This window comes from Butyricicoccus sp. AF18-9LB, from assembly GCF_027684505.1.
GTDB lineage: Bacteria > Bacillota > Clostridia > Oscillospirales > Butyricicoccaceae > Agathobaculum > Agathobaculum butyriciproducens.
The window spans coordinates 7,925-26,536 of sequence record NZ_JAQCWA010000029.1 but is presented as its reverse complement, the minus strand read 5'-3'; the positions used below and the strand labels follow the sequence as shown (position 1 = coordinate 26,536).

Here is an 18,612-nt window from a genome sequence, read left to right as displayed (position 1 = left end):
AATAGAATACCAAATTCGACAGCGAATGTCAAGCACTTTTTCGTCTCTGTTCGACATTTATTTCTCATTTCTCCGCACAAGACTGATTACAAAAGCCGCAATCGACAGTCCTGCGCTGACCGCTGACAGCGCGCACGCAATAATATCCAGTGTCAGTTTGGCTTTTTTCTGTTTTTTATTCATTTTTGAGCATTTCTCCTTGTATAACTACAGCATGTACCGTTTCGGATGCTTTTACATAAAAGACCCGCCTGAAAGTACGGCGGGTCTCCCTCTATGCAGCTTTGCATCATTACTTCATCAGTTCTGCCAACAACATAACCTTATCCACGTTGCCTTCAACCTTGATCTTACCCTCAGCGATAGCAACCTGCGGAACCAGCTTGCCGGTAAGCATCTTCTCCAGATTCGTCATCGAACCGGAAACGATTGCATCGTGATCAATATACTCATACGGCATAACGGACACATTGCCGTTCAGGATTTCGATGTAGAATACACCCGTAATCTTGCCCGTAAGATTAAACTGCACCGCAACCTTGCCTTCCGTGCCGGCAATATCTGCCTTCTTTAATCTGTTGTAAAACTTTCCAATCAGCTGATCAATATCCATCGGACTCACCCCTGCTCTATTTTCTATCTTTATTATACAACACATGCAAGAAAAAGCAAGGATAATTTTGGTGATTTAGCCGTGAAACCGTAACAAAACGACTGTGCAAATTTTAATGCACAGTCGTTTTGTAAATTGAACAGTAATCAACAGTTCATTTCAGGTCTTTCGATCGAATTTAGTGTGGCAATGCGGGCAGGTAATCATAATCTTTCCCTTGCCCTTTGGCACGCGCAGGCGCTGACCGCACTCCGGACACTTGAAATAGCAGTGTGTCTTACGGTCAGCGAAACGGCCCTGTGCACCGCGAATCCTGTTCGATACCGGACGCCACCATCTCATGAACTTTTCATTCTCCGCATACCGCGCCTGAATATTGCGCGAGAACATGCGGAAATAGCACAGGCACAGCAGCGCAAGAATGAATACGTTCATCCACGCCCAGCCGAGAATGCGCGCTACGATAATGAGCGCAATGCCGAGAATGAGCAGTGCGTTATTGAGCGGGTCGCTGCCGTAGCGGCCTGCCATAAAACGGCGGAAAAAATCCATTTATGCCTCTTCCTTTCCGCAAACGTGCTCGAAAATCAGGTCGAGCACCTCATCACGACCGAATCCCTTCTCTGCCGAGAACGGAATGACCGGCACTTCCTCCGGCAACAGCAATGTCTGACGAATCTCCGCAATATTGCCCTCAAGCTGGCTCTTCTTAATTTTATCCAGCTTGTTGGCGATAATCACCCACGGCTTACCGGATGCGCGGAACCACTCCGCCATCGTCATATCGTCGCGCGTCGGCTTGTGACGAATGTCCACGATCTGGATACCCAGCGTCAGCAGATCCATTGCAAAGTAGGTCTCCATCAGAGCACCCCACCGCTGCTGCTCGGCCTTGGAAACGCGCGCGTAGCCGTAGCCCGGAAGATCGACCAGATACATAGCCTTGTCAATCGTGAAATAGTTGATGTGAATGGTCTTGCCCGGCTGTGCGCTGACACGCGCAAAGTTCTTGCGGTTCAGCAGCTTGTTGATGACCGAGCTTTTGCCCACGTTGGATTTGCCCGCAAACACGATCTGCGGCAGCGGGTCGTGCGGAAAATCACTTTCCTTCACCGCCGAGCGCAGGAATTCCGCGTTATGCAAATTCGGTTTCTTCATTTCCATATTATTGTACCACCGTTGTCGATGCCGAGTCCGCTGCACGCTTTACCGGTGCGGACTTGCGTTTTTTCTGCTTGGGACGGCGCGAAAAGTCGATCGCGGTCTCCACCACCGTGTCCATGTGCTCCGCAATGACAAAGTTGATGTTTTCCCGAACGACCGGCACGATGTCTTTCAAATCGCTCTCGTTGTCCTTCGGAATGCACACAGTCTTGATACCCGCGCGATACGCCGCCATGGTTTTCTCGCGCAGACCGCCGATCGGCAGCACGCGGCCGCGCAGCGTTACCTCGCCGGTCATGGCAACCTCGTGACGAACCGGCGCGCCGGTCAATGCCGAAATCAGCGCCGTGGTGATCGTCACGCCTGCGGACGGGCCGTCCTTCGGAATCGCTGCCTCCGGGAAGTGAATGTGCAGATCATTGTCCTTGTAGAACATCGGGTCGATGTTCAGCGACTCTGCCTTGGAGCGCACGAACGTCACAGCCGCCTTGGCGCTCTCCTGCATGACCGTGCCGAGATTGCCGGTGATTTCGATCTTACCGGTGCCCGGCACGACCGCCACCTCAACCTCAAGCATTTCACCGCCGACACTCGTCCACGCGAGACCGTTTACAATGCCGACCTCGTCCTTCTTGCTGACCAGATCGTCCTTGAAGGTCGCCGTGCCGAGCAGCTCCTCGAGATTCTCCTTGATAGCCGTCAGGCTTTCGTCGCCATCCGCGATATGCTTTGCCGCCTTGCGGCACAGCTTCGCCAGCACCTGCTCGAGACGGCGCACGCCTGCTTCGCGGGTGTAGCCGCTGATGATTGCATCAAGCGTTTCATCGTCCACGATCAGCTGATCTTCGCTCAGGCCGTGCTTCTTCATCTGCTTGGACAGCAGGTGACGGCGTGCGATCAGGCGCTTTTCCTCCGCCGTGTAGGACGGCAGCTCGATAACCTCCATACGGTCGAGCAGCGGACGCGGAACGGTCGAAAGATCGTTCGCAGTCGTCAGGAACACCACGTCGGACAGATCAAACGGCAGTTCGATGTAGTGGTCGCGGAAGGCAACATTCTGCTCGGTGTCCAGCACTTCGAGCATTGCCGATGCCGGATCGCCGCGGAAGTCATTGCCCATCTTGTCGATCTCGTCGAGCAGGATGAGCGGGTTGGACGTACCGGCACGGCGCAGCGCATCCATAATACGGCCGGGCATTGCGCCAATGTAGGTCTTGCGGTGACCGCGGATATCCGCCTCGTCACGCACACCGCCGAGGCTCATGCGCGTGTAATTGCGGCCCATGGCCTCTGCAACGGACTTGGCAATCGAGGTCTTGCCGACACCCGGAGGGCCGACCAGACACAGCACCTGCCCCTTGAGGTCGGGCGCAAGGCTCTTGACAGCAAGAAACTCCATAATGCGTTCCTTGACCTTCTCCATGCCATAGTGGTCGCGGTCGAGGATCGCCTGTGCTTCCGCGAGATCATGACGTTCCTCGCTCTTCTTATTCCACGGCAGGTCGAGCACGGTATCCAGATAAGTACGCACGACACCCTGCTCGGCCGTCGAGCCGCTCAGCTTGGCAAAGCGGTCCACCTCACGGATGAGCTTGTCCTCACACTCCTTCGGCAGCTTGAGGTCGAGCACGCGTGTGCGGTAGCTTTCCGCTTCTGCGGCTACGTCCTGTTCGCCGAGTTCAGTCTGAATGACCTTGATCTGCTCGCGCAAGTAGTATTCCTTCTGGTTTTTGTCGATCTGGGTCTTGAGTTCGTCCTGAATCTCGTTTTCGATCTTGAGGACCTCGGTCTCCTCACCGAGCATGCGAATCACCATCACCAGACGGCGGGTAATGCCAAGCTCTTCGAGGATTTCCTGCTTGGCTGCCACATCGACCGGAATATTCTGGGCGATATAATCTGCCAGATAGCCCGGATCGCCGCCCTCGGCTACGGTCAGCTCCACATCGGGCGACAGGCGGGACGCATACTGTGCGTACTCGCTGAAGCGCTCCTGCGCGGTGCGCACGAGTGCCTGCGCGCGGCGTTCGGTCACGCCGTAAACGTAGTCCTCGAGTTCCTCAACCTCGGCATACATGCAGTCCTCGTCCTTTTCGGCGGCGATAAAGTTGTGCGCGAGCGCACGGGTCTTGCCCTCGACCAGCACGCGGATATTGTCGCCCGGCAGACGCAGGATCTGGCGAATCTGGCAGATTGTGCCGATCTGGTACAGGTCGCTCGGCGTCGGCGTATCGGTTTTGAGTTCGCGCTGCGCGGTCAGGAAGATGGTCTGTCCGTTCTTCATTGCCGCTTCCAGTGCGCGAATCGACATCATTCTGCCCACATCAAAGTGGACGATCATATTAGGGAACGCCGTCAGTCCGCGCAGCGGCAGCACCGGCAGGCGGCTGAGGACGATTCCGTTAAGCTCTGTCATATGTTCGTTTCTCCTTGCACGGAAAATTGTCTATTAGTTTCAGTATAGTATATCTTCCGGGGTTTGTAAAGGCGTTGAACGTTAAAAATACGGGCGGGAATCTCGTTCCCCGCCCGTATTGGTTTTGATTGATTATGCGCTCTTGGTCGGCTTTCTGCGCGAAGCCTTTTTCGGCGGCTTCTTTTCCGCCGGAACAGCCGTGCGTTCGCCGTGTTCGACAACCGGCTCACCGGTACCGTCCACAACGCCCGGCGTGATCTCCACGCGGCAGACGGTCTCGTCGGACGGAATGCGGAACATGATGTCGGTCATCACGTTCTCCAGCACGCCGCGCAGACCGCGGGCACCCGTTTTGCGCTCGAGTGCAACCTCAGCCACACGCTCGAGTGCCTCCGGCTGAAACTTCAGCTCTACACCATCCATTGCGAACAGCGTTTCGTACTGCTTGACCAGTGCGTTCTTCGGCTCCTGCAGGATGCGGACAAGTGCGTCCTTATCCAGCGTATCGAGCGAAACGATGGCCGGCAGACGACCGATTAGCTCGGGAATCAGGCCGAACTTCATCAGGTCATGCGGCTCGATCTTGGCCAGCAGACGGTCGGTCTGCTCGTCCTCCTTGCCCTTTACCTCAGAACCGAAGCCCATCCCCTGCTTACCGGTGCGCTTCTGGATGATACCCTCGATACCGTCGAATGCACCGCCGCAGATAAACAGAATATTGGTCGTGTCGATCTGAATGAACTCCTGATGCGGATGCTTGCGGCCGCCCTGCGGCGGTACGTTGGCAACCGTGCCCTCGAGCATTTTCAGCAGTGCCTGCTGTACACCCTCACCCGAAACATCGCGGGTGATGGACGGGTTTTCGCTCTTGCGGGCAATCTTGTCGATCTCATCGACGTAGATAATGCCGTGCTCTGCCAGCTCCACATCAAAGTCCGCCGCCTGAATCAGTCGCAGCAGGATGTTCTCGACATCCTCACCGACGTAGCCGGCCTCGGTCAGCGTGGTCGCGTCCGCGATTGCGAACGGAACCTGCAGCGTCTTGGCCAGCGTCTGCGCCAGCAGCGTCTTGCCCGAGCCGGACGGACCCAGCATCAGGATGTTGGACTTCTGCAGCTCTACCTCGGTCTCCGGATGGTAGATGCGCTTGTAGTGGTTGTAAACCGCAACCGAAAGGGCAATCTTCGCACGATCCTGACCGATAACATACTCATCGAGCACCTTTTTCAGCTCCTGCGGCGTCGGCAGGTGCTCGGGCTTTTCGAGTGCATGGCTCTGCGGCTCGTACTCCGGCATGAGGTCCAGCTCGTCATCCAGAATGCTGGTGCATACGCCGATACACTCATCGCAGATATACACGTTCGGTCCTGCGATCAGCTTGCGCACGCGGCTCTGCGGCTTGCCGCAGAACGAGCATTTCAGTTCTTTTCCATCATCATAACTTGGCATATGCCACCTCTATACTACGAAAAAAATTACAATTACGACAATGCAGAATTGCCTTAGTGCTTATCGAACACCTTGTCGATCAGGCCGTATGCAACCGCCTCGTCTGCGGTCATGAAGTTATCGCGCTCGCAGTCAGCCGTCACGGTCTCAACCGGCTTGCCGGTATTTTCGGACAGGATCTTGTTCATGCGCTTCTTGATGATCTCAAGGCGCTTCAGGTGGATCGCCATATCAGTGATCTGACCCTGCGTGCCGGCGGACGGCTGATGGATCATGATCTCAGCATTCGGCAGCGCGTAGCGCTTGCCCTTGGCACCCGAGGACAGCAGAAATGCACCCATGGAAGCCGCCATGCCGATGCAGATGGTCGAAACATCACACTTGATATAGTTCATGGTGTCGTAAATCGCCATACCTGCGGTTACGGAGCCGCCGGGGCTGTTAATATACAGCGAAATATCCTTATCCGGGTCCTGTGCTTCCAGATAAAGCAGCTGAGCCACGACCAGAGAAGCGGTCGTGTCGTTTACTTCATCGCACAGCATGATAATGCGGTCATTCAACAGACGGGAGTAAATATCAAACGAACGCTCGCCGCGGCCGGTCTGCTCTACAACCATAGGGACTAAACTCACTTGGGAAAACTCCTTTCAGCAAGGTGGATAAGCTGCGAAAAAGCGCAGATTTTGTCCTCCTTGAATATAGGTGAAAAAGCGCGAGCGTCGCTCGCGCTTTTCTTATGAACCAACGCTAAGCGTTTGGTTTGCTGGTGTTTGCGCGCTTTGGGGAATCAGCAGAAATTACTCTGCAGTCTCCTCGGTGGTCTCCTCAGCAGCCTTCTTCTTTGCTGCCTTCTTAACCTTGGCGTTCTTCTTGATGAACTCGAGCGCGTTCGAGATCTTCAGATCGCCCTCCAGAGCTTCCTTGGATACGATGGCCTTAACCTTCTCGACTTCCATCTTGTACTGCTCTGCCATCTTAGCATACTCTTCCTCGAGTTCCGTGTCGGAAACAGTAATGCCTTCCAGTTCAACAACCTTCTGCAGTGCCAGACGGGTCTTCACCTGACGCTCTGCCTGGCTCTGGAACATTGCGCGGAATGCGCCCATCTCAGTGCCGGTCATCTTGAGGTACTGCTCAAGGCCCATGCCCTGCATCTGCAGGCGGTAGCCGAAGTCCTGTACAATGGTGTCAACCTGAGAGTCGATCATAGCAGCCGGAATGTCAGCCTTCATGCCGTCGATTACAGCGTCCAGAACCTTCTCCTCGAAAGCGTTGTCAGCAGCTTCCTGACGCTCTGCCTTCAGGCGCTCGGTGATCTCCTTCTTCAGATCGTCGAGGGTCTCGCAGGTGTCGGAAACGTCCTTAGCGAACTCGTCGTCGATCTCCGGCAGGATGGTCTCCTCAACCTTGTGTACCTTGCACTTGAAGGTAGCTTCCTTGCCCGCCAGCTCCTTAGCGTGGTACTCCTCCGGGAAGGTAACAACTACGTCCTTCTCGTCGCCGGCCTTGCAGCCGATCAGCTGATCCTCGAAGCCCGGGATGAATGCGCCAGAGCCCAGAGTCAGCTCGTGATGCTCAGCCTTGCCGCCCTCGAACGGAACGCCGTCTACAAAACCCTCGAAGTCGATGTCAACGGTATCGTTCTTCTTAGCCTTGCGCTCTACGGTCTCGGTGCGGGCATTGCGCTGAGCCATGCGGTTCAGCTCTGCCTTAACGTCAGCCTGCAGAACCTTAACGGTCTCCTTCTCAACCTCAATGCCCTTGTACTCGCCGAGCTCAACTTCCGGCTCAACCGGTACCTTGGCGATGATGGTCAGGCCGCCCTCTTCTGCCGGGTCGCCCAGATCAACGTCTGCACGGCCGACCGGCTTGATGCCGGACTTCTCAACAGCCATTTCCATAGCGTCCGGGTAAATGATATTGAAAGCTTCTTCAAAGAACACGCCTTCGCCGTACAGCTTCTCGATCATCTTGCGCGGTGCCTTGCCCTTGCGGAAGCCCGGAACGGTGATGTTCTTGCCGGTCTTCTTGAATGCCTTGTCCTTAGCTGCTTCAAACTCAGCCTTGGTGATCTCGATAGTCAGAGCAACGACGCTGTGCTCCTGCTTTTCAGTGTTTTTCAGTTCCATGTTGCCAATCTCCTTACTTACTTTCGATTGTATCTAAATCATTCTACCAGATTATTTTGAGAATTTCCATAGTTTTTTCTATTTTTTCAGAAAAATCGGGATAAAATCCACAAAATCTCCGGAGACGAGCTTCCATTCAATTCCTTCCTGCTCACCTGTTACGGCATGACTCAGGCTTTTTCCATGCAAATGTCCGTAAATACAGCGCTTTACACCGTACTTATGCAGCAGTTCGATGATCTCACCGCAGCGGTAGGATGCGTAAAGCGGCGGATAATGCAGGAAACAGAGTATCTCCTCCGGGTCTGCGGCAGCGCCGAGCTTCAGCGATGCCTCGAGCCGCAGCAGCTCGCGCTTGAAGATTTTCTCGTTGTGCGGGTCGGCGAAGTCCTCCTCGAAGGGCCAGCCGCGTGTGCCGCACAGCGCGGTCTTTTCATAGAAAAAACAGTTGTTATGCAGAAAATCAATGGTAGTAAATCCGTTTTCATCTAAGAAACGGTGCATTTTGGAGGCGGTTTCCCACCACAGATCGTGGTTGCCCTTCAAAATGATCTTTTTGCCCGGCAGCGAGTCGATCAGCGCAAAATCGCCTTTCGCTTCCGCAAGGTTGATGCCCCACGAAATATCCCCGCCCAAAACAATGGTGTCCTCCGGCGCAACAAGCGCACGCCAGTTTTTGATGATCTTTTCCGTGTGCCCCTGCCACCGGCCGCCGAAAATATCCATCGGCTTGGCTACATCGGCGGCAAGGTGCAGATCGGCAAGCGTATAAAGCGCCATTACAGATCCTTGAGCAGACCGACGGTAGACAGAATGTCGGCCTTGTCTACCACGCGGTCAAAGCGCGGCGTTTTGCCTGCCAGAGCGGCGAGCGGAGCGGGTGCCGGTACACCCGTCAGCTGAGAGAGCACCTCCAGCTGGGTAACGTCGTCGTTCTCGAGCGTACCGCCGAGCGCCTCGATGACCGAGCGGCAGAACTTGAACGGAGACGCGGTGGACGCGATCACGGTCGGCGTTTCGTCGCCGGTGCGTGCGCGGTAGTCCTCGTATACACGAACGGCAACTGCGGTGTGCGTATCGCACAGGTAGTTCTCGTCCTTCCACAGCTTGTTGATGGTATCAGCCGCATGGCTGTCGTCGCAGCAGCCTGCGTCGAACTCAGCCTCGATCTTGGCAAATACGTCCTCAGCTACCTTGTAGCTGCCCTCGGTGTTCAGCTTGTTCATCAGCTCAGCAACCAGCTTATCGTTGAAGTCGGAAGCGAAGAACAGCAGACGCTCGAGGTTGGACGAAATCAGGATATCCATCGACGGAGAAGTCGTGGTGAAGAAATCACGGTTGCGGTTGTACTCGCCGCCCTTCTTGAAGAAGTCGGTCAGCACGTTGTTGCGGTTGGACGCGCAGATGAACTTGTTGACCGGCAGACCCATCTTCTTGGCGATGTACGCCGCAAGGATGTTGCCGAAGTTGCCCGTCGGTACGCAGACGTTGATCTTGTCGCCCTGTGCAATGGTGCCTGCGGCAACCATATCGCAGTACGCAGAAACGTAGTACGCGATCTGCGGCGCCAGACGGCCCCAGTTGATGGAGTTTGCCGAGGACAGCATCATGCCGTCCTTGTTGAGCGCTGCGCGGGTATTCTCATCGGTGAAGATGCGCTTTACCGCACTCTGTGCATCGTCAAAGTTACCGCGGATAGCTACAACCTCGACGTTCTTGCCTTCCTGCGTTACCATCTGCAGCTTCTGCATGGGCGATACGCCGTCCACCGGATAGTACACCATAATCTTGGTGCCCGGTACATCGTGGAAGCCGTCGAGCGCTGCCTTGCCGGTATCACCCGAGGTAGCGACCAGAATGCAGGCGGTACGGGTTTCGCCGGTCTTGCGCAGGGACGCAGTGAGCAGGTGCGGCAGCATCTGCAGCGCCATATCCTTGAACGCGCAGGTCGGACCGTGCCACAGCTCGAGCAGGTTCTTGCCCTCGCCCAGCTTTACCACCGGTGCGGTATCTGCACCGCCGAACTTTTCATCGGCGTAAGCCTTGGACGCAAAGTCCGCCAGCTCCTCCGCCGTAAAGTCGGTCAGGAACTTGCCGAGAATAAGCGCCGAGCGGCCCTTGTAATCGCTCTCCGCAAGCGTTTTCCAATCCGCGTCGGTAAGCGTGGGAAACGCGGTCGGGCAGTACAGGCCGCCGTCCGGTGCGATACCGTTGGCGATGGCGTATGCCGCGGAAACCTTGCGCTCCTTATTTCTTGTGCTTACATAATCCATATTTTTACAACCTCCGCAGTGGTTTTGATTACTCCTTCTATTGTATAGCAAATATGTATGTTTGGGCAATAGGCAATTCCGTGGAAATTCCGCCGTCCTGTCACAACATTTTCTGCATAAAGTTGAATGCGTTGTCATAAAACAGCCCATCGACCGTTTCCTGCTTGTAGCCAAGTGTCAACATGCGGTCTGCCAGACGATACATATCCGCCAGACCGTCAATGCCGATCGGCAGGGTATCGCAGCCATCAAAGTCACAGCCGAGCGCGACCACCTTCTCGCCGTACATGCCGATGAAACGCTCGATGTGGTCGATGGCGTCATCGATCACCGAATCGCTCTGCCGCACGAGGAACGGCGTGTACAGGTTGACGCCGACCAGTCCCCTGCGGTTTGCAATCTCGGCGAACTGCTCGTCGGTCAGGTTGCGCGAGTTGCGGCACAGAACCCGCGAATCGCTGTGCGTCGCAACAAACGGACGGTCGGTTGCCTCGCACACGTCCCAGAACCCGCGGTCGGACAGATGAGATACATCAACGATTATCCCCTTCTCGCCGCAGTCACGGACCAGCTGCTTGCCCAGCTCGGTCAGACCCTCGTTCTGATCCACGGCGGATGAGCAGCCGTAGCGGCTGCGGTAATTCCACGTCAGCGTGATGAGACGCACACCGGCGTCGTAAACATAGTCGAGCGCGTCCGGCCGGTCGGGCAGCAGCTCCGCGCCCTCGATAGAGAGCAGCGCCGCCGCCTTTCCCGCCTCCACTGCCGCCCGAATATCCGCCGCCGAACGGCAGAACGTCAGCCAGTCGGCGTTGGCGGCAAACTCGCGTCTGGCAGTCGTCAGCATGCGGTCGAACCGCTCATCGGCGAGCGTATCGAGCAGACAGTCGCGCGTTTCCGGCGAATACGGCTGTCTCGCGCCGCAGAACAGTGCAAAAAACTGCACATACGGCTGATACCTGCGCGCTGCTGCATAATTGATATGTAAATCGTTCTCCCGCAGGTGTTTTCCTGTCTCGCAGCACTCGTAAATGGTGTCACAGTGCAGATCAAACAGCTTCATACTCACCCTCCAAAGGCGTTTTCCAGATGGTTGATGCGCGGCGGAACCGATGCGTTTTCCTCGCCGTAAACCTCAATCACGTCAAACCGCGGCTGCTTTTCGGTCGGGTGCTCCTGCAGCCATGCCTGCGCAGCGGCGATGATCTTCGCCTGCTTGGCCGGTGTGACGGCTTCGCACGCCGGACCGTAGCGGGCGTTTTTGCGCGTCTTGACCTCCGCAAAGATAACATACTGCGCGTTCTCCGCGATAATGTCAATCTCACCGAACCGGGTGCGGAAATTCGTCGCTGCCGTGTGCCAGCCGCGCTTTTCGAGGTACAGCCGCGCCGCTTTTTCTCCCCACGCGCCCTTCATCGCGGTGCATCCGGATGCTTTTCGTAAAATTTCTTGAGGAATGTCATCCGGTGGATCGGGCATGGGCCGTGCATAAGCAGGGCTTCATCGTGCGCCTTGGTCTCGTAGCCCTTGTGCTTTTCAAAGCCGTACTGCGGGTACTGCTCGGCGAACTGGCGCATCAGGCGGTCTCGCGTTACCTTGGCGATGATGGAGGCTGCCGCCACAGACGGAATTTTTGCATCGCCGGAGACCACGCACTCGTGCGGCTGCTCGAGTCCCTGTGAGCGGTTGCCGTCCACATAGACGAAATCCGCCGGGCGTGTCAGACCGTCCACCGCCTGCTTCATCGCGCGGTAAGTCGCCTGCAGGATGTTGATCTCGTCAATCACCCGCTCGTCCACGAGCGAAACCGACCACGCAAGCGCGTTTTCCGTGATTTCGTCGAACAGCTTCTCACGCTTCTTTTCGCTGAGCTTTTTCGAGTCGTTCAGTCCCTCGATGACGATTCCAGCGGGCAGGATAACTGCGGCAGCGCACACCGGTCCGGCGACCGGACCGCGTCCGGCCTCATCCACGCCGCACACCGAGCCGTAGCCGTTCGCCCATGCTTTTTCTTCGTATTCCCAAGTCATGTTTGTCTCTCCTAAAACCAAGGGCGAACACTGCGGTTCGCCCTCGAAATGTTGGTTTATTCCGGCTTCTCGAGCGTAATGCGGCCGAGAACACCGCCGCGGAACTCATCGAGCAGGATGCGCGCCATGCGCTCGGTGTCGATCTCACCGCCGCGCAGCAGGAAACCGCGGCGCCTGCCCGCCTGCTGCAGCAGCTCATAACCGAGGAAATCGCACTCCTCCTCCGGGATGGCGATGCTGTAGCGGTCGATGATGGTCTGCGGCGCCTGTTCTGCGAGCAGCTCCATCAGCTTGCAGCCGAGCGTCTCAACGTCCAGAATATCGTCCTTGATCGCACCCGTGCACGCCAGCAGAATACCGACGCGCTCATCGTCGAACTTCGGCCACAGGATGCCCGGGGTGTCGAGCAGGTCAATGCCGCTCTCCACGCGGAACCACTGGCTGCCGCGCGTTACACCCGGACGATCTGCCGCCTTGGCAGATTTTCTGCCGAGAATGCGGTTGATGAACGTGGATTTGCCCACATTCGGGATGCCGACGACCATCACGCGGACGGACTTGCCGACCAGACCCTTTTCGTTCCACTGGGCGATCTTGTCCGCCAGCAGCGTGCGAACCGCACCGGAGAACGCCTGCGTGCCGTTGCCGCTGCGGCTGTCGGTCTGGATGACCGCCATGCCCTGCTCACGGAAATGCTTCGCCCAGACAGCCGTCATGTTCGGGTCGGCCAGGTCGATGCGGTTGAGGATCATCATGCGCGGCTTGCCTGCTGCAATCTCATCCATATCCGGATTGCGGGACACCTGCGGAATGCGTGCGTCCACGACCTCGCAGACCGCGTCCACCTGCTTGATATACTCCGCCATCTGCCGGCGGGTCTTTGTCATATGTCCGGGATACCATTGAATATTCATATTACTTCACCGTTCCAAAATCGCTGATTGGGAAAACCACGCTCTGCACATGACCGAGGATGTAGCGCTCATCCACCATGCCGAGACGGCTGTCGCGGCTGTCGGTAGAGGCATTGCGGTTGTCGCCCATGACGAACACGCAGCCCTCCGGTACGGTCTGCGGATAGGTCAGATCGCCCATATGCTCGAGTACGTCGATCGTTTCGTTGATATACGGCTCATCGAGAACCTCGCCGTTGACGCTCACGTCGCCGGTTACGGGATCAATGTCCACCGTATCGCCGCCGGTCGCAATGATGCGCTTGACGATCGGCTGATTGTTGTAAAAACCCTCCTTGCGCAGCACGACAACGTCTCCGCGCTCGGGCGTATAGTTCAGGTTGCTTACCAGCATGATGCTGTGATCCTCGAGGGTCGGGTACATGCTCATGCCGTCCACGCCGATCAGGCGCACGAAAAACGTGAATACGACCACGAAGAACACCAGAACCGCCATCAAGGATTCGCCCCAGCCGAACAGCTCGCTCGAGAAGCGTCCCTCACTCTTTTTATTTTCGGTTTGCTGCATTATGATTTCCTCCATCAAAAAGATAGCATACAATATTATTATAGCGATAATACAGCGTATGCGCAAGTGAAAACAAAAAACGGAGAGCAAAAGCTCCCCGTTTTTGTTCGGTTGTAATGTTAGAATTAAACCTTCTCTGCGATCTTGGCAGCCTTGCCTACGCGACCGCGCAGGTAGTACAGCTTAGCACGGCGAACCTTACCGCTGCGAACAACCTCGAACTTAGCAACGTTCGGGGAATGTACCGGGAAGGTCTTCTCTACGCCTACGCCGTAAGAAATGCGGCGAACGGTTACGGTCTGGTTTACGCCAGCGTGCTTCTTAGCAATGATGATGCCTTCGAATACCTGAATACGCTCGCGGTTGCCCTCCTTGATCTTTGCGTGTACCTTAACGGTGTCGCCGATCTTCAGAGTGGGCAGATCGCTCTTGAGCTGCTGCTCGGACAGGACTTTAACGAGATCCATTTTTTAGTCTTCCTTTCGTCTTAGACATTCTTGCCGCATCGTAAACCCATAAATGAGCAGAGGAATGCCCGTGTTCATTGTTACTCGACTATAATATCATATCATGCGGCGGATTGCAAGTGTTTTTTCAATCCTGCGCAGATTTTTGTCTCATTCGCTCGACAGACTCGGCGTGCACGGTCTCGGTCTGTGCCTGCGCCTTCTCGTTTTCATAAAGGCCGATGACAACGTAATCTCCCACCTGCAGGTCCTCAAAGCCGATTTCCTGCGTTTTGCCGGAGTCGGAATTGTAAGCAGAAAGTGCTGCTTTCGAGCAGTCTGCCGTGCCATGCTCGCCGAATACGGTCGTCTCTCCCGCATCCCGCACAGTGATTGTTTGATTTCGGCTATCTGTGGATACAATTTCTGCGTCGGCAAGCAATCTAATCGGCTTTTGCTGACCGCAAGCGCATAAAAGCAGACAAATCCCCAATCCCGCAGCACAAGAATTTTTTCGCATTTTATCGCCATCTTGCATAATTTTTATCGCAAATCGCTTGCATTTCTTATTCACTTTTATTATACTGAAAATGCTACCCGATGTAAAGGAGTGTTTTTCATGTGGGCATACGAAAGCGTATTTTATCAGATCTATCCCATCGGCTTCTGCGGTGCGCCGCGCGTAAACGACGGCGTGACTGTTCCGCGCATCCGCAAGGTCAGCGACTGGGCGGAGCATATCGCGTCGCTCGGCTGCAATGCCGTGTACTTCTCCCCGATTTTTGAGTCCGACAGCCACGGCTACGACACCCGCGATTTTCGCCGCGTGGACTGCCGTCTCGGCACCAACGAGGACTTCGCCGCCGTCTGCAAAACGCTGCACGAGCACGGCATCAAAGTTGTGCTGGACGGCGTATTCAATCACGTCGGACGAGGTTTCTGGGCGTTCAAGGATGTGCAGGAGAAAAAATGGGATTCCCCCTACAAGGACTGGTTCCACATCTCCTTTGACGGCAATTCAAACTACAATGACGGCTTCTGGTACGAGGGCTGGGAAGGTCATTTTGAGCTGGTAAAGCTCAATCTGCGCCATCCGGATGTGCAGCACCACATATTCGAGTGCATCCGGCAGTGGAAGGACGAATTCGGCATTGACGGTCTGCGGCTGGACGTGGCCTACTGTCTCGACAAGGATTTCATCCGTGCGCTGCGCGGCTTCTGCGACTCGCTTTCGCCCGACTTTTTCCTCGTCGGCGAACTGCTCCACGGCGATTACAACCAGTTTGTCGGAGACGGCATGCTGCACTCCTGCACGAATTACGAGTGCTACAAGGGTCTGTATTCCTCGATGAACAGCTACAACCTGTTCGAGATCACGCATTCGCTGCTGCGCCAGTTCGGTCCGGAAAACTGGACGCTGTATAAAGGCAAGCACCTGCTTTCGTTTGTGGATAACCACGATGTGACGCGCGTTGCGTCCATCCTGCAGAATCCGGCGCATCTGCCGCTGATCTACGCGCTGCTGTTCGGCATGCCCGGCATTCCGTGCATCTACTACGGCAGCGAATGGGGTGCCGAGGGCAAAAAGCAGGACGGCGATGACGCTCTGCGCCCCTCGTTCGAGCAGCCGATCGTGAACGACCTGACCTCCCGTATCACCGCAATGGCGAAGGCGCACCGCGAAAGCCGCGCGCTCTGCTACGGCGGTTTCAAGCAGCTTGTGCTCACCAACAAGCAGTGCATCTGGGAGCGCGAGACAGACGGCGAACGCGTGCTCGTTGCGGTAAATATCGACGAGCAGCCGTACCACGCACACTTTGACGCACGCTGCGGCCGTGCTGTGGACCTCATTACCGGAGAAATGCACGACTTCGGCGGCGGCAGCGAATTGCCTCCGTACTCGGCTTATTTCTGGAAGTGTGAGTGCTGAGCGTACCCGTAAGATCGAGAAAACCCTCCGTATGGTTTCATACGGAGGGTTTTTATGCCTTTATGTCGGATCGTATTCCGGCAGTTCGCTCTGATCGGCAGGTTCTGCCACAAGTTCTTGATTCAAGCCATTCCAGCAGGCGCCGATATCCGCACGTGTGAAATAGCGAAATCCGCCTGTCTGCGAAGCCAGATAGCCGTTTTTCACGCCGTTGCAAACATAGAGCAGTTCATAGTCGGTCCCGTCCGAAAGCTGAAACCGAAAACTGGTCACATCTCCTCCGTCACCGCTATCATCTATCGTCTTATCTTTGAGCGGCAGACCTTCCAGCCGCTCGTACAGCGCTTTGATATCATCTTTTTCTGTAACGATTTTCTTCTCTGCCGCTATAGGAACGCCCTCGAAATGATACATTACAGCACTTTCCACATCATCGGCTGTAAACGGCAAGTCCAGCTTGACCGTTTTTCCACTGCAGCCGATCAATCCCGTCATGAAAATCAGTAAAACGATAAAGCCTGCTGCCTTTTTCATTTCATCACGCTCCTTTACACGAAGTTACTTCCGCTTCACATAATCAATAACGAGCGAATAATTCGAGCCGTCTGTCAGCGCGGCAGTGAACGTCACGAGCGCACCGTCCTTGCGGTACTTCTCCAGCGCGGATCTGCTGAGCGTCAGCGTCTGACCGCTGACCGTGTAGTCCTTGTTTGAGGTCAGCGTATCGCCGTTCACGATCACGCTTTTCAGGCTTGTGCGCGTCAGCGGCAGCGTGAACTTCGGTTCGCTCGGCGAGAACGTGTTGTACTCCTCGACCGCCCAGCTTTCGCCGGTCGGTGCGGAATCGCTCACGGTCAGGGTGAATGCCTCGGTCTTGCCGTTTTTCAGCTCAACGCTGATGGTGTAGCTGCCCGCTCGAAGCTGCGCCAGCACACCGCGCGGCAGGATGAGCGAACGCGTCGAGGAATCGAACGTGTAGTCGATGCTCGACAGACCGAGCACCACATCCCGGATATCCTCCGAGGTATTGGCGCCGCTCAGGCGTGTGTGCACATCTGCGTACTTTTCCGACTTGTAATAGCGGTCAAAAGACGCATTCTGCACATTTTCGCTCACCGAAGAATCGGTAACCGCAATGGCGATTGCCGCCGTTTTGCCGTCCGAGAGCGTCAGCGTCAGCTTGTAGTTTCCGCGCGGCAGCCTTCCCAGCCAGTCCGCGCTGATGGCGGCTCCGGTCGAGGTCTGCGTATAGTCCGTGCCTGCGGTGAGGACTGCACCGTTACTCTCGATTTTCTCAATTTTCAGACCGTTCGGCACGGTGACCGCAACATTTTTGCCCAGTGCAGAGAGGTTATTCAAATCGACCGCTATGCTTTCCGGCGAAACAGCCGCCGTCACGCTGCCCGTGAGCGTCTGTCCGCCTGCGGTGGCGGTCACGCCGTTTGCGATCGTGTAGCCGGAGACCCGCACGCTGCTGGCAAAACTCACGCCGCTGCTCTTGATCTCCGCCTGATAAATCGTGCCGTAGCCGGTGACAGACGCAGGCTTGCTGGCGGTCATGCGGTAGACCGACGCATTCGCGGTGGTGGAAACCGTGGATTCGGTATCCAACTCCAGATGATTGATATCCGCATCCAGCGTCAGCGAAACCTTCTTATCGCCGTTTATTTTTACATCCGCGAAGCCTTCATAGCCTGGGGTGGTCAGCTTTTTCTCGTAGAGCACCGCTGTGCTGCGAACCTCTGTGCTCGGAAAACGAGCGGCGCCTGCCGCAGTAACCTGCAGCAGGCGACCCATAGGCGAGGACACAACGATGTGGTCGCTCATTGTATTCGTCATTGTTACCGTGCCGCCGGCTACGATGATCGTACCCTTGACGTACACGTCATTCAGCTGTACCGCATCCGAAGCCAGACCTTCGGTCAGGTACAGGTCGCCATCGATCGTCGCATCGGACAGCGTGCAGCTTTCCGAGATGGTGACGTTCGCGGTATCGCTCTTGAGGTCGGAGCCGGTATACGCTTTTCCTGCCGTCGAGAGCGAGGTTCCAAGATAATAGTACAGGATCTTCGCCAGCTCTGCGCGGGTGATGACCTTGGTCGGCTTGAAGGTATTATCCTTGTAGCCGGTGATGATGCCCTTGTCCACAGCCGCCTTGACATAGCCTGCCGACCACGCCGCAACCTTCGTCTTATCCTTAAAAGACAGGTTTGCCGGTTTTACATTACCCGGATCGGCCTTGTACAGCCGTCCGAGGATAACCGCCGCCTGCTCACGGGTGACATACCCCTCCGGATTCATCCTGCCGTTGCCGGTGCCGTTGATGTAGCCGTACTTCTCGGCAATGCGCACCGTGTCGTAGTACCATGAGTTGGACTGCACATCGCTGTACGAAATGCTTGCCTTCTCCGTGAAGTGAAACGCGCGGTTGACATAGCGCATGAACTCCGCACGAGTGACCTTGCGCTCCGGCTCGTACTTGCCGGTGGTCGCACTCGGATTGATGATGCCCTCATCATCCAGATATTCGATAAAGTTTTTGCTCCAGTGTCCGTCCAGATCGGAGGCAAACGCTGCCGGTATCATCGTTGCCAGCATCGCTGCACACAGGAAAGCAGATAGTAAGCGTTTTTTCATAAGATACACCTCGTATGTGGGTTACAGGCAATACCAAATG

General features: G+C 55.8%; 20 protein-coding genes. 1 reads left to right on the top strand and 19 read right to left on the bottom strand.

The window, feature by feature from the left end:
- Positions 1 to 57: 57 nt before the first annotated feature.
- From PGY33_RS12595 to PGY33_RS12515, 17 genes are all read right to left on the bottom strand, one after another.
- On the bottom strand, positions 58 to 183 hold the full coding sequence (locus tag PGY33_RS12595; RefSeq protein WP_256129151.1) for a hypothetical protein: 126 nt from the start codon (positions 181 to 183) through the stop codon (positions 58 to 60).
- Positions 184 to 292: 109 nt separating this feature from the next.
- On the bottom strand, positions 293 to 613 hold the full coding sequence (locus PGY33_RS12590; RefSeq protein WP_158557376.1) for an SCP2 sterol-binding domain-containing protein: 321 nt from the start codon (positions 611 to 613) through the stop codon (positions 293 to 295).
- Positions 614 to 772: 159 nt separating this feature from the next.
- Positions 773 to 1,165 carry a hypothetical protein gene (locus PGY33_RS12585; RefSeq protein ID WP_117490730.1) on the bottom strand — a complete coding sequence of 131 codons (393 nt, stop codon included), beginning with the start codon at positions 1,163 to 1,165 and terminating at the stop codon, positions 773 to 775.
- On the bottom strand, positions 1,166 to 1,777 hold the full coding sequence (yihA, locus tag PGY33_RS12580; protein WP_227109736.1) for a ribosome biogenesis GTP-binding protein YihA/YsxC: 612 nt from the start codon (positions 1,775 to 1,777) through the stop codon (positions 1,166 to 1,168).
- Position 1,778: 1 nt separating this feature from the next.
- Entirely contained in the window at positions 1,779 to 4,193 is a 2,415-nt protein-coding gene (lon, locus tag PGY33_RS12575) for an endopeptidase La (protein ID WP_270478899.1), read from the bottom strand.
- 132 nt (positions 4,194 to 4,325) lie between these two features.
- Positions 4,326 to 5,642, bottom strand: a complete 1,317-nt coding sequence (gene clpX / locus PGY33_RS12570; protein WP_270385729.1) for an ATP-dependent Clp protease ATP-binding subunit ClpX — start codon at positions 5,640 to 5,642, stop codon at positions 4,326 to 4,328.
- A gap of 53 nt (positions 5,643 to 5,695) precedes the next feature.
- Positions 5,696 to 6,277 carry an ATP-dependent Clp endopeptidase proteolytic subunit ClpP gene (gene clpP, locus PGY33_RS12565; protein WP_117490728.1) on the bottom strand — a complete coding sequence of 194 codons (582 nt, stop codon included), beginning with the start codon at positions 6,275 to 6,277 and terminating at the stop codon, positions 5,696 to 5,698.
- Between the two features lie 165 nt (positions 6,278 to 6,442).
- Positions 6,443 to 7,774: a trigger factor gene (tig, locus tag PGY33_RS12560; RefSeq protein ID WP_118480715.1), complete on the bottom strand. Its 1,332-nt coding sequence runs from the start codon at positions 7,772 to 7,774 to the stop codon at positions 6,443 to 6,445.
- Positions 7,775 to 7,852: 78 nt separating this feature from the next.
- A complete protein-coding gene (locus PGY33_RS12555; RefSeq protein WP_116704875.1) occupies positions 7,853 to 8,554 on the bottom strand; it encodes a metallophosphoesterase in 702 nt (233 codons plus the stop codon).
- Entirely contained in the window at positions 8,554 to 10,047 is a 1,494-nt protein-coding gene (gene thrC / locus PGY33_RS12550) for a threonine synthase (protein ID WP_118480717.1), read from the bottom strand. The genes PGY33_RS12555 and thrC overlap by 1 nt, the downstream gene beginning before the upstream one ends.
- A 100-nt stretch (positions 10,048 to 10,147) precedes the next feature.
- Entirely contained in the window at positions 10,148 to 11,110 is a 963-nt protein-coding gene (locus PGY33_RS12545; RefSeq protein WP_118480719.1) for a dipeptidase, read from the bottom strand.
- A gap of 2 nt (positions 11,111 to 11,112) precedes the next feature.
- Complete coding sequence (locus tag PGY33_RS12540) at positions 11,113 to 11,463, bottom strand: YraN family protein (RefSeq protein ID WP_119214827.1); 351 nt, start codon at positions 11,461 to 11,463, stop codon at positions 11,113 to 11,115.
- A complete protein-coding gene (locus PGY33_RS12535; protein ID WP_117490719.1) occupies positions 11,460 to 12,077 on the bottom strand; it encodes a ribonuclease HII in 618 nt (205 codons plus the stop codon). The genes PGY33_RS12540 and PGY33_RS12535 overlap by 4 nt, the downstream gene beginning before the upstream one ends.
- A 56-nt stretch (positions 12,078 to 12,133) precedes the next feature.
- Positions 12,134 to 12,991 (bottom strand): ribosome biogenesis GTPase YlqF, encoded by an 858-nt coding sequence (gene ylqF / locus PGY33_RS12530; RefSeq protein ID WP_110436595.1) that lies wholly within the window; start codon positions 12,989 to 12,991, stop codon positions 12,134 to 12,136.
- A gap of 1 nt (position 12,992) precedes the next feature.
- On the bottom strand, positions 12,993 to 13,559 hold the full coding sequence (lepB, locus tag PGY33_RS12525; protein WP_110436594.1) for a signal peptidase I: 567 nt from the start codon (positions 13,557 to 13,559) through the stop codon (positions 12,993 to 12,995).
- 125 nt (positions 13,560 to 13,684) lie between these two features.
- On the bottom strand, positions 13,685 to 14,026 hold the full coding sequence (gene rplS / locus PGY33_RS12520) for a 50S ribosomal protein L19 (RefSeq protein ID WP_110436593.1): 342 nt from the start codon (positions 14,024 to 14,026) through the stop codon (positions 13,685 to 13,687).
- 127 nt (positions 14,027 to 14,153) lie between these two features.
- On the bottom strand, positions 14,154 to 14,393 hold the full coding sequence (locus PGY33_RS12515; protein ID WP_147358578.1) for a hypothetical protein: 240 nt from the start codon (positions 14,391 to 14,393) through the stop codon (positions 14,154 to 14,156).
- A gap of 231 nt (positions 14,394 to 14,624) precedes the next feature.
- Here PGY33_RS12515 and PGY33_RS12510 point away from each other — a divergent pair, with 231 nt between their 5' ends.
- Complete coding sequence (locus PGY33_RS12510; protein WP_118480725.1) at positions 14,625 to 15,935, top strand: alpha-amylase family glycosyl hydrolase; 1,311 nt, start codon at positions 14,625 to 14,627, stop codon at positions 15,933 to 15,935.
- A gap of 60 nt (positions 15,936 to 15,995) precedes the next feature.
- Here PGY33_RS12510 and PGY33_RS12505 read toward each other — a convergent pair whose 3' ends face one another.
- Together PGY33_RS12505 and PGY33_RS12500 are read right to left on the bottom strand one after the other, a co-directional pair.
- A complete protein-coding gene (locus tag PGY33_RS12505; RefSeq protein WP_118480727.1) occupies positions 15,996 to 16,469 on the bottom strand; it encodes a hypothetical protein in 474 nt (157 codons plus the stop codon).
- Between the two features lie 24 nt (positions 16,470 to 16,493).
- A complete protein-coding gene (locus PGY33_RS12500) occupies positions 16,494 to 18,572 on the bottom strand; it encodes an S-layer homology domain-containing protein (RefSeq protein ID WP_118480729.1) in 2,079 nt (692 codons plus the stop codon).
- Positions 18,573 to 18,612: the final 40 nt, after the last annotated feature.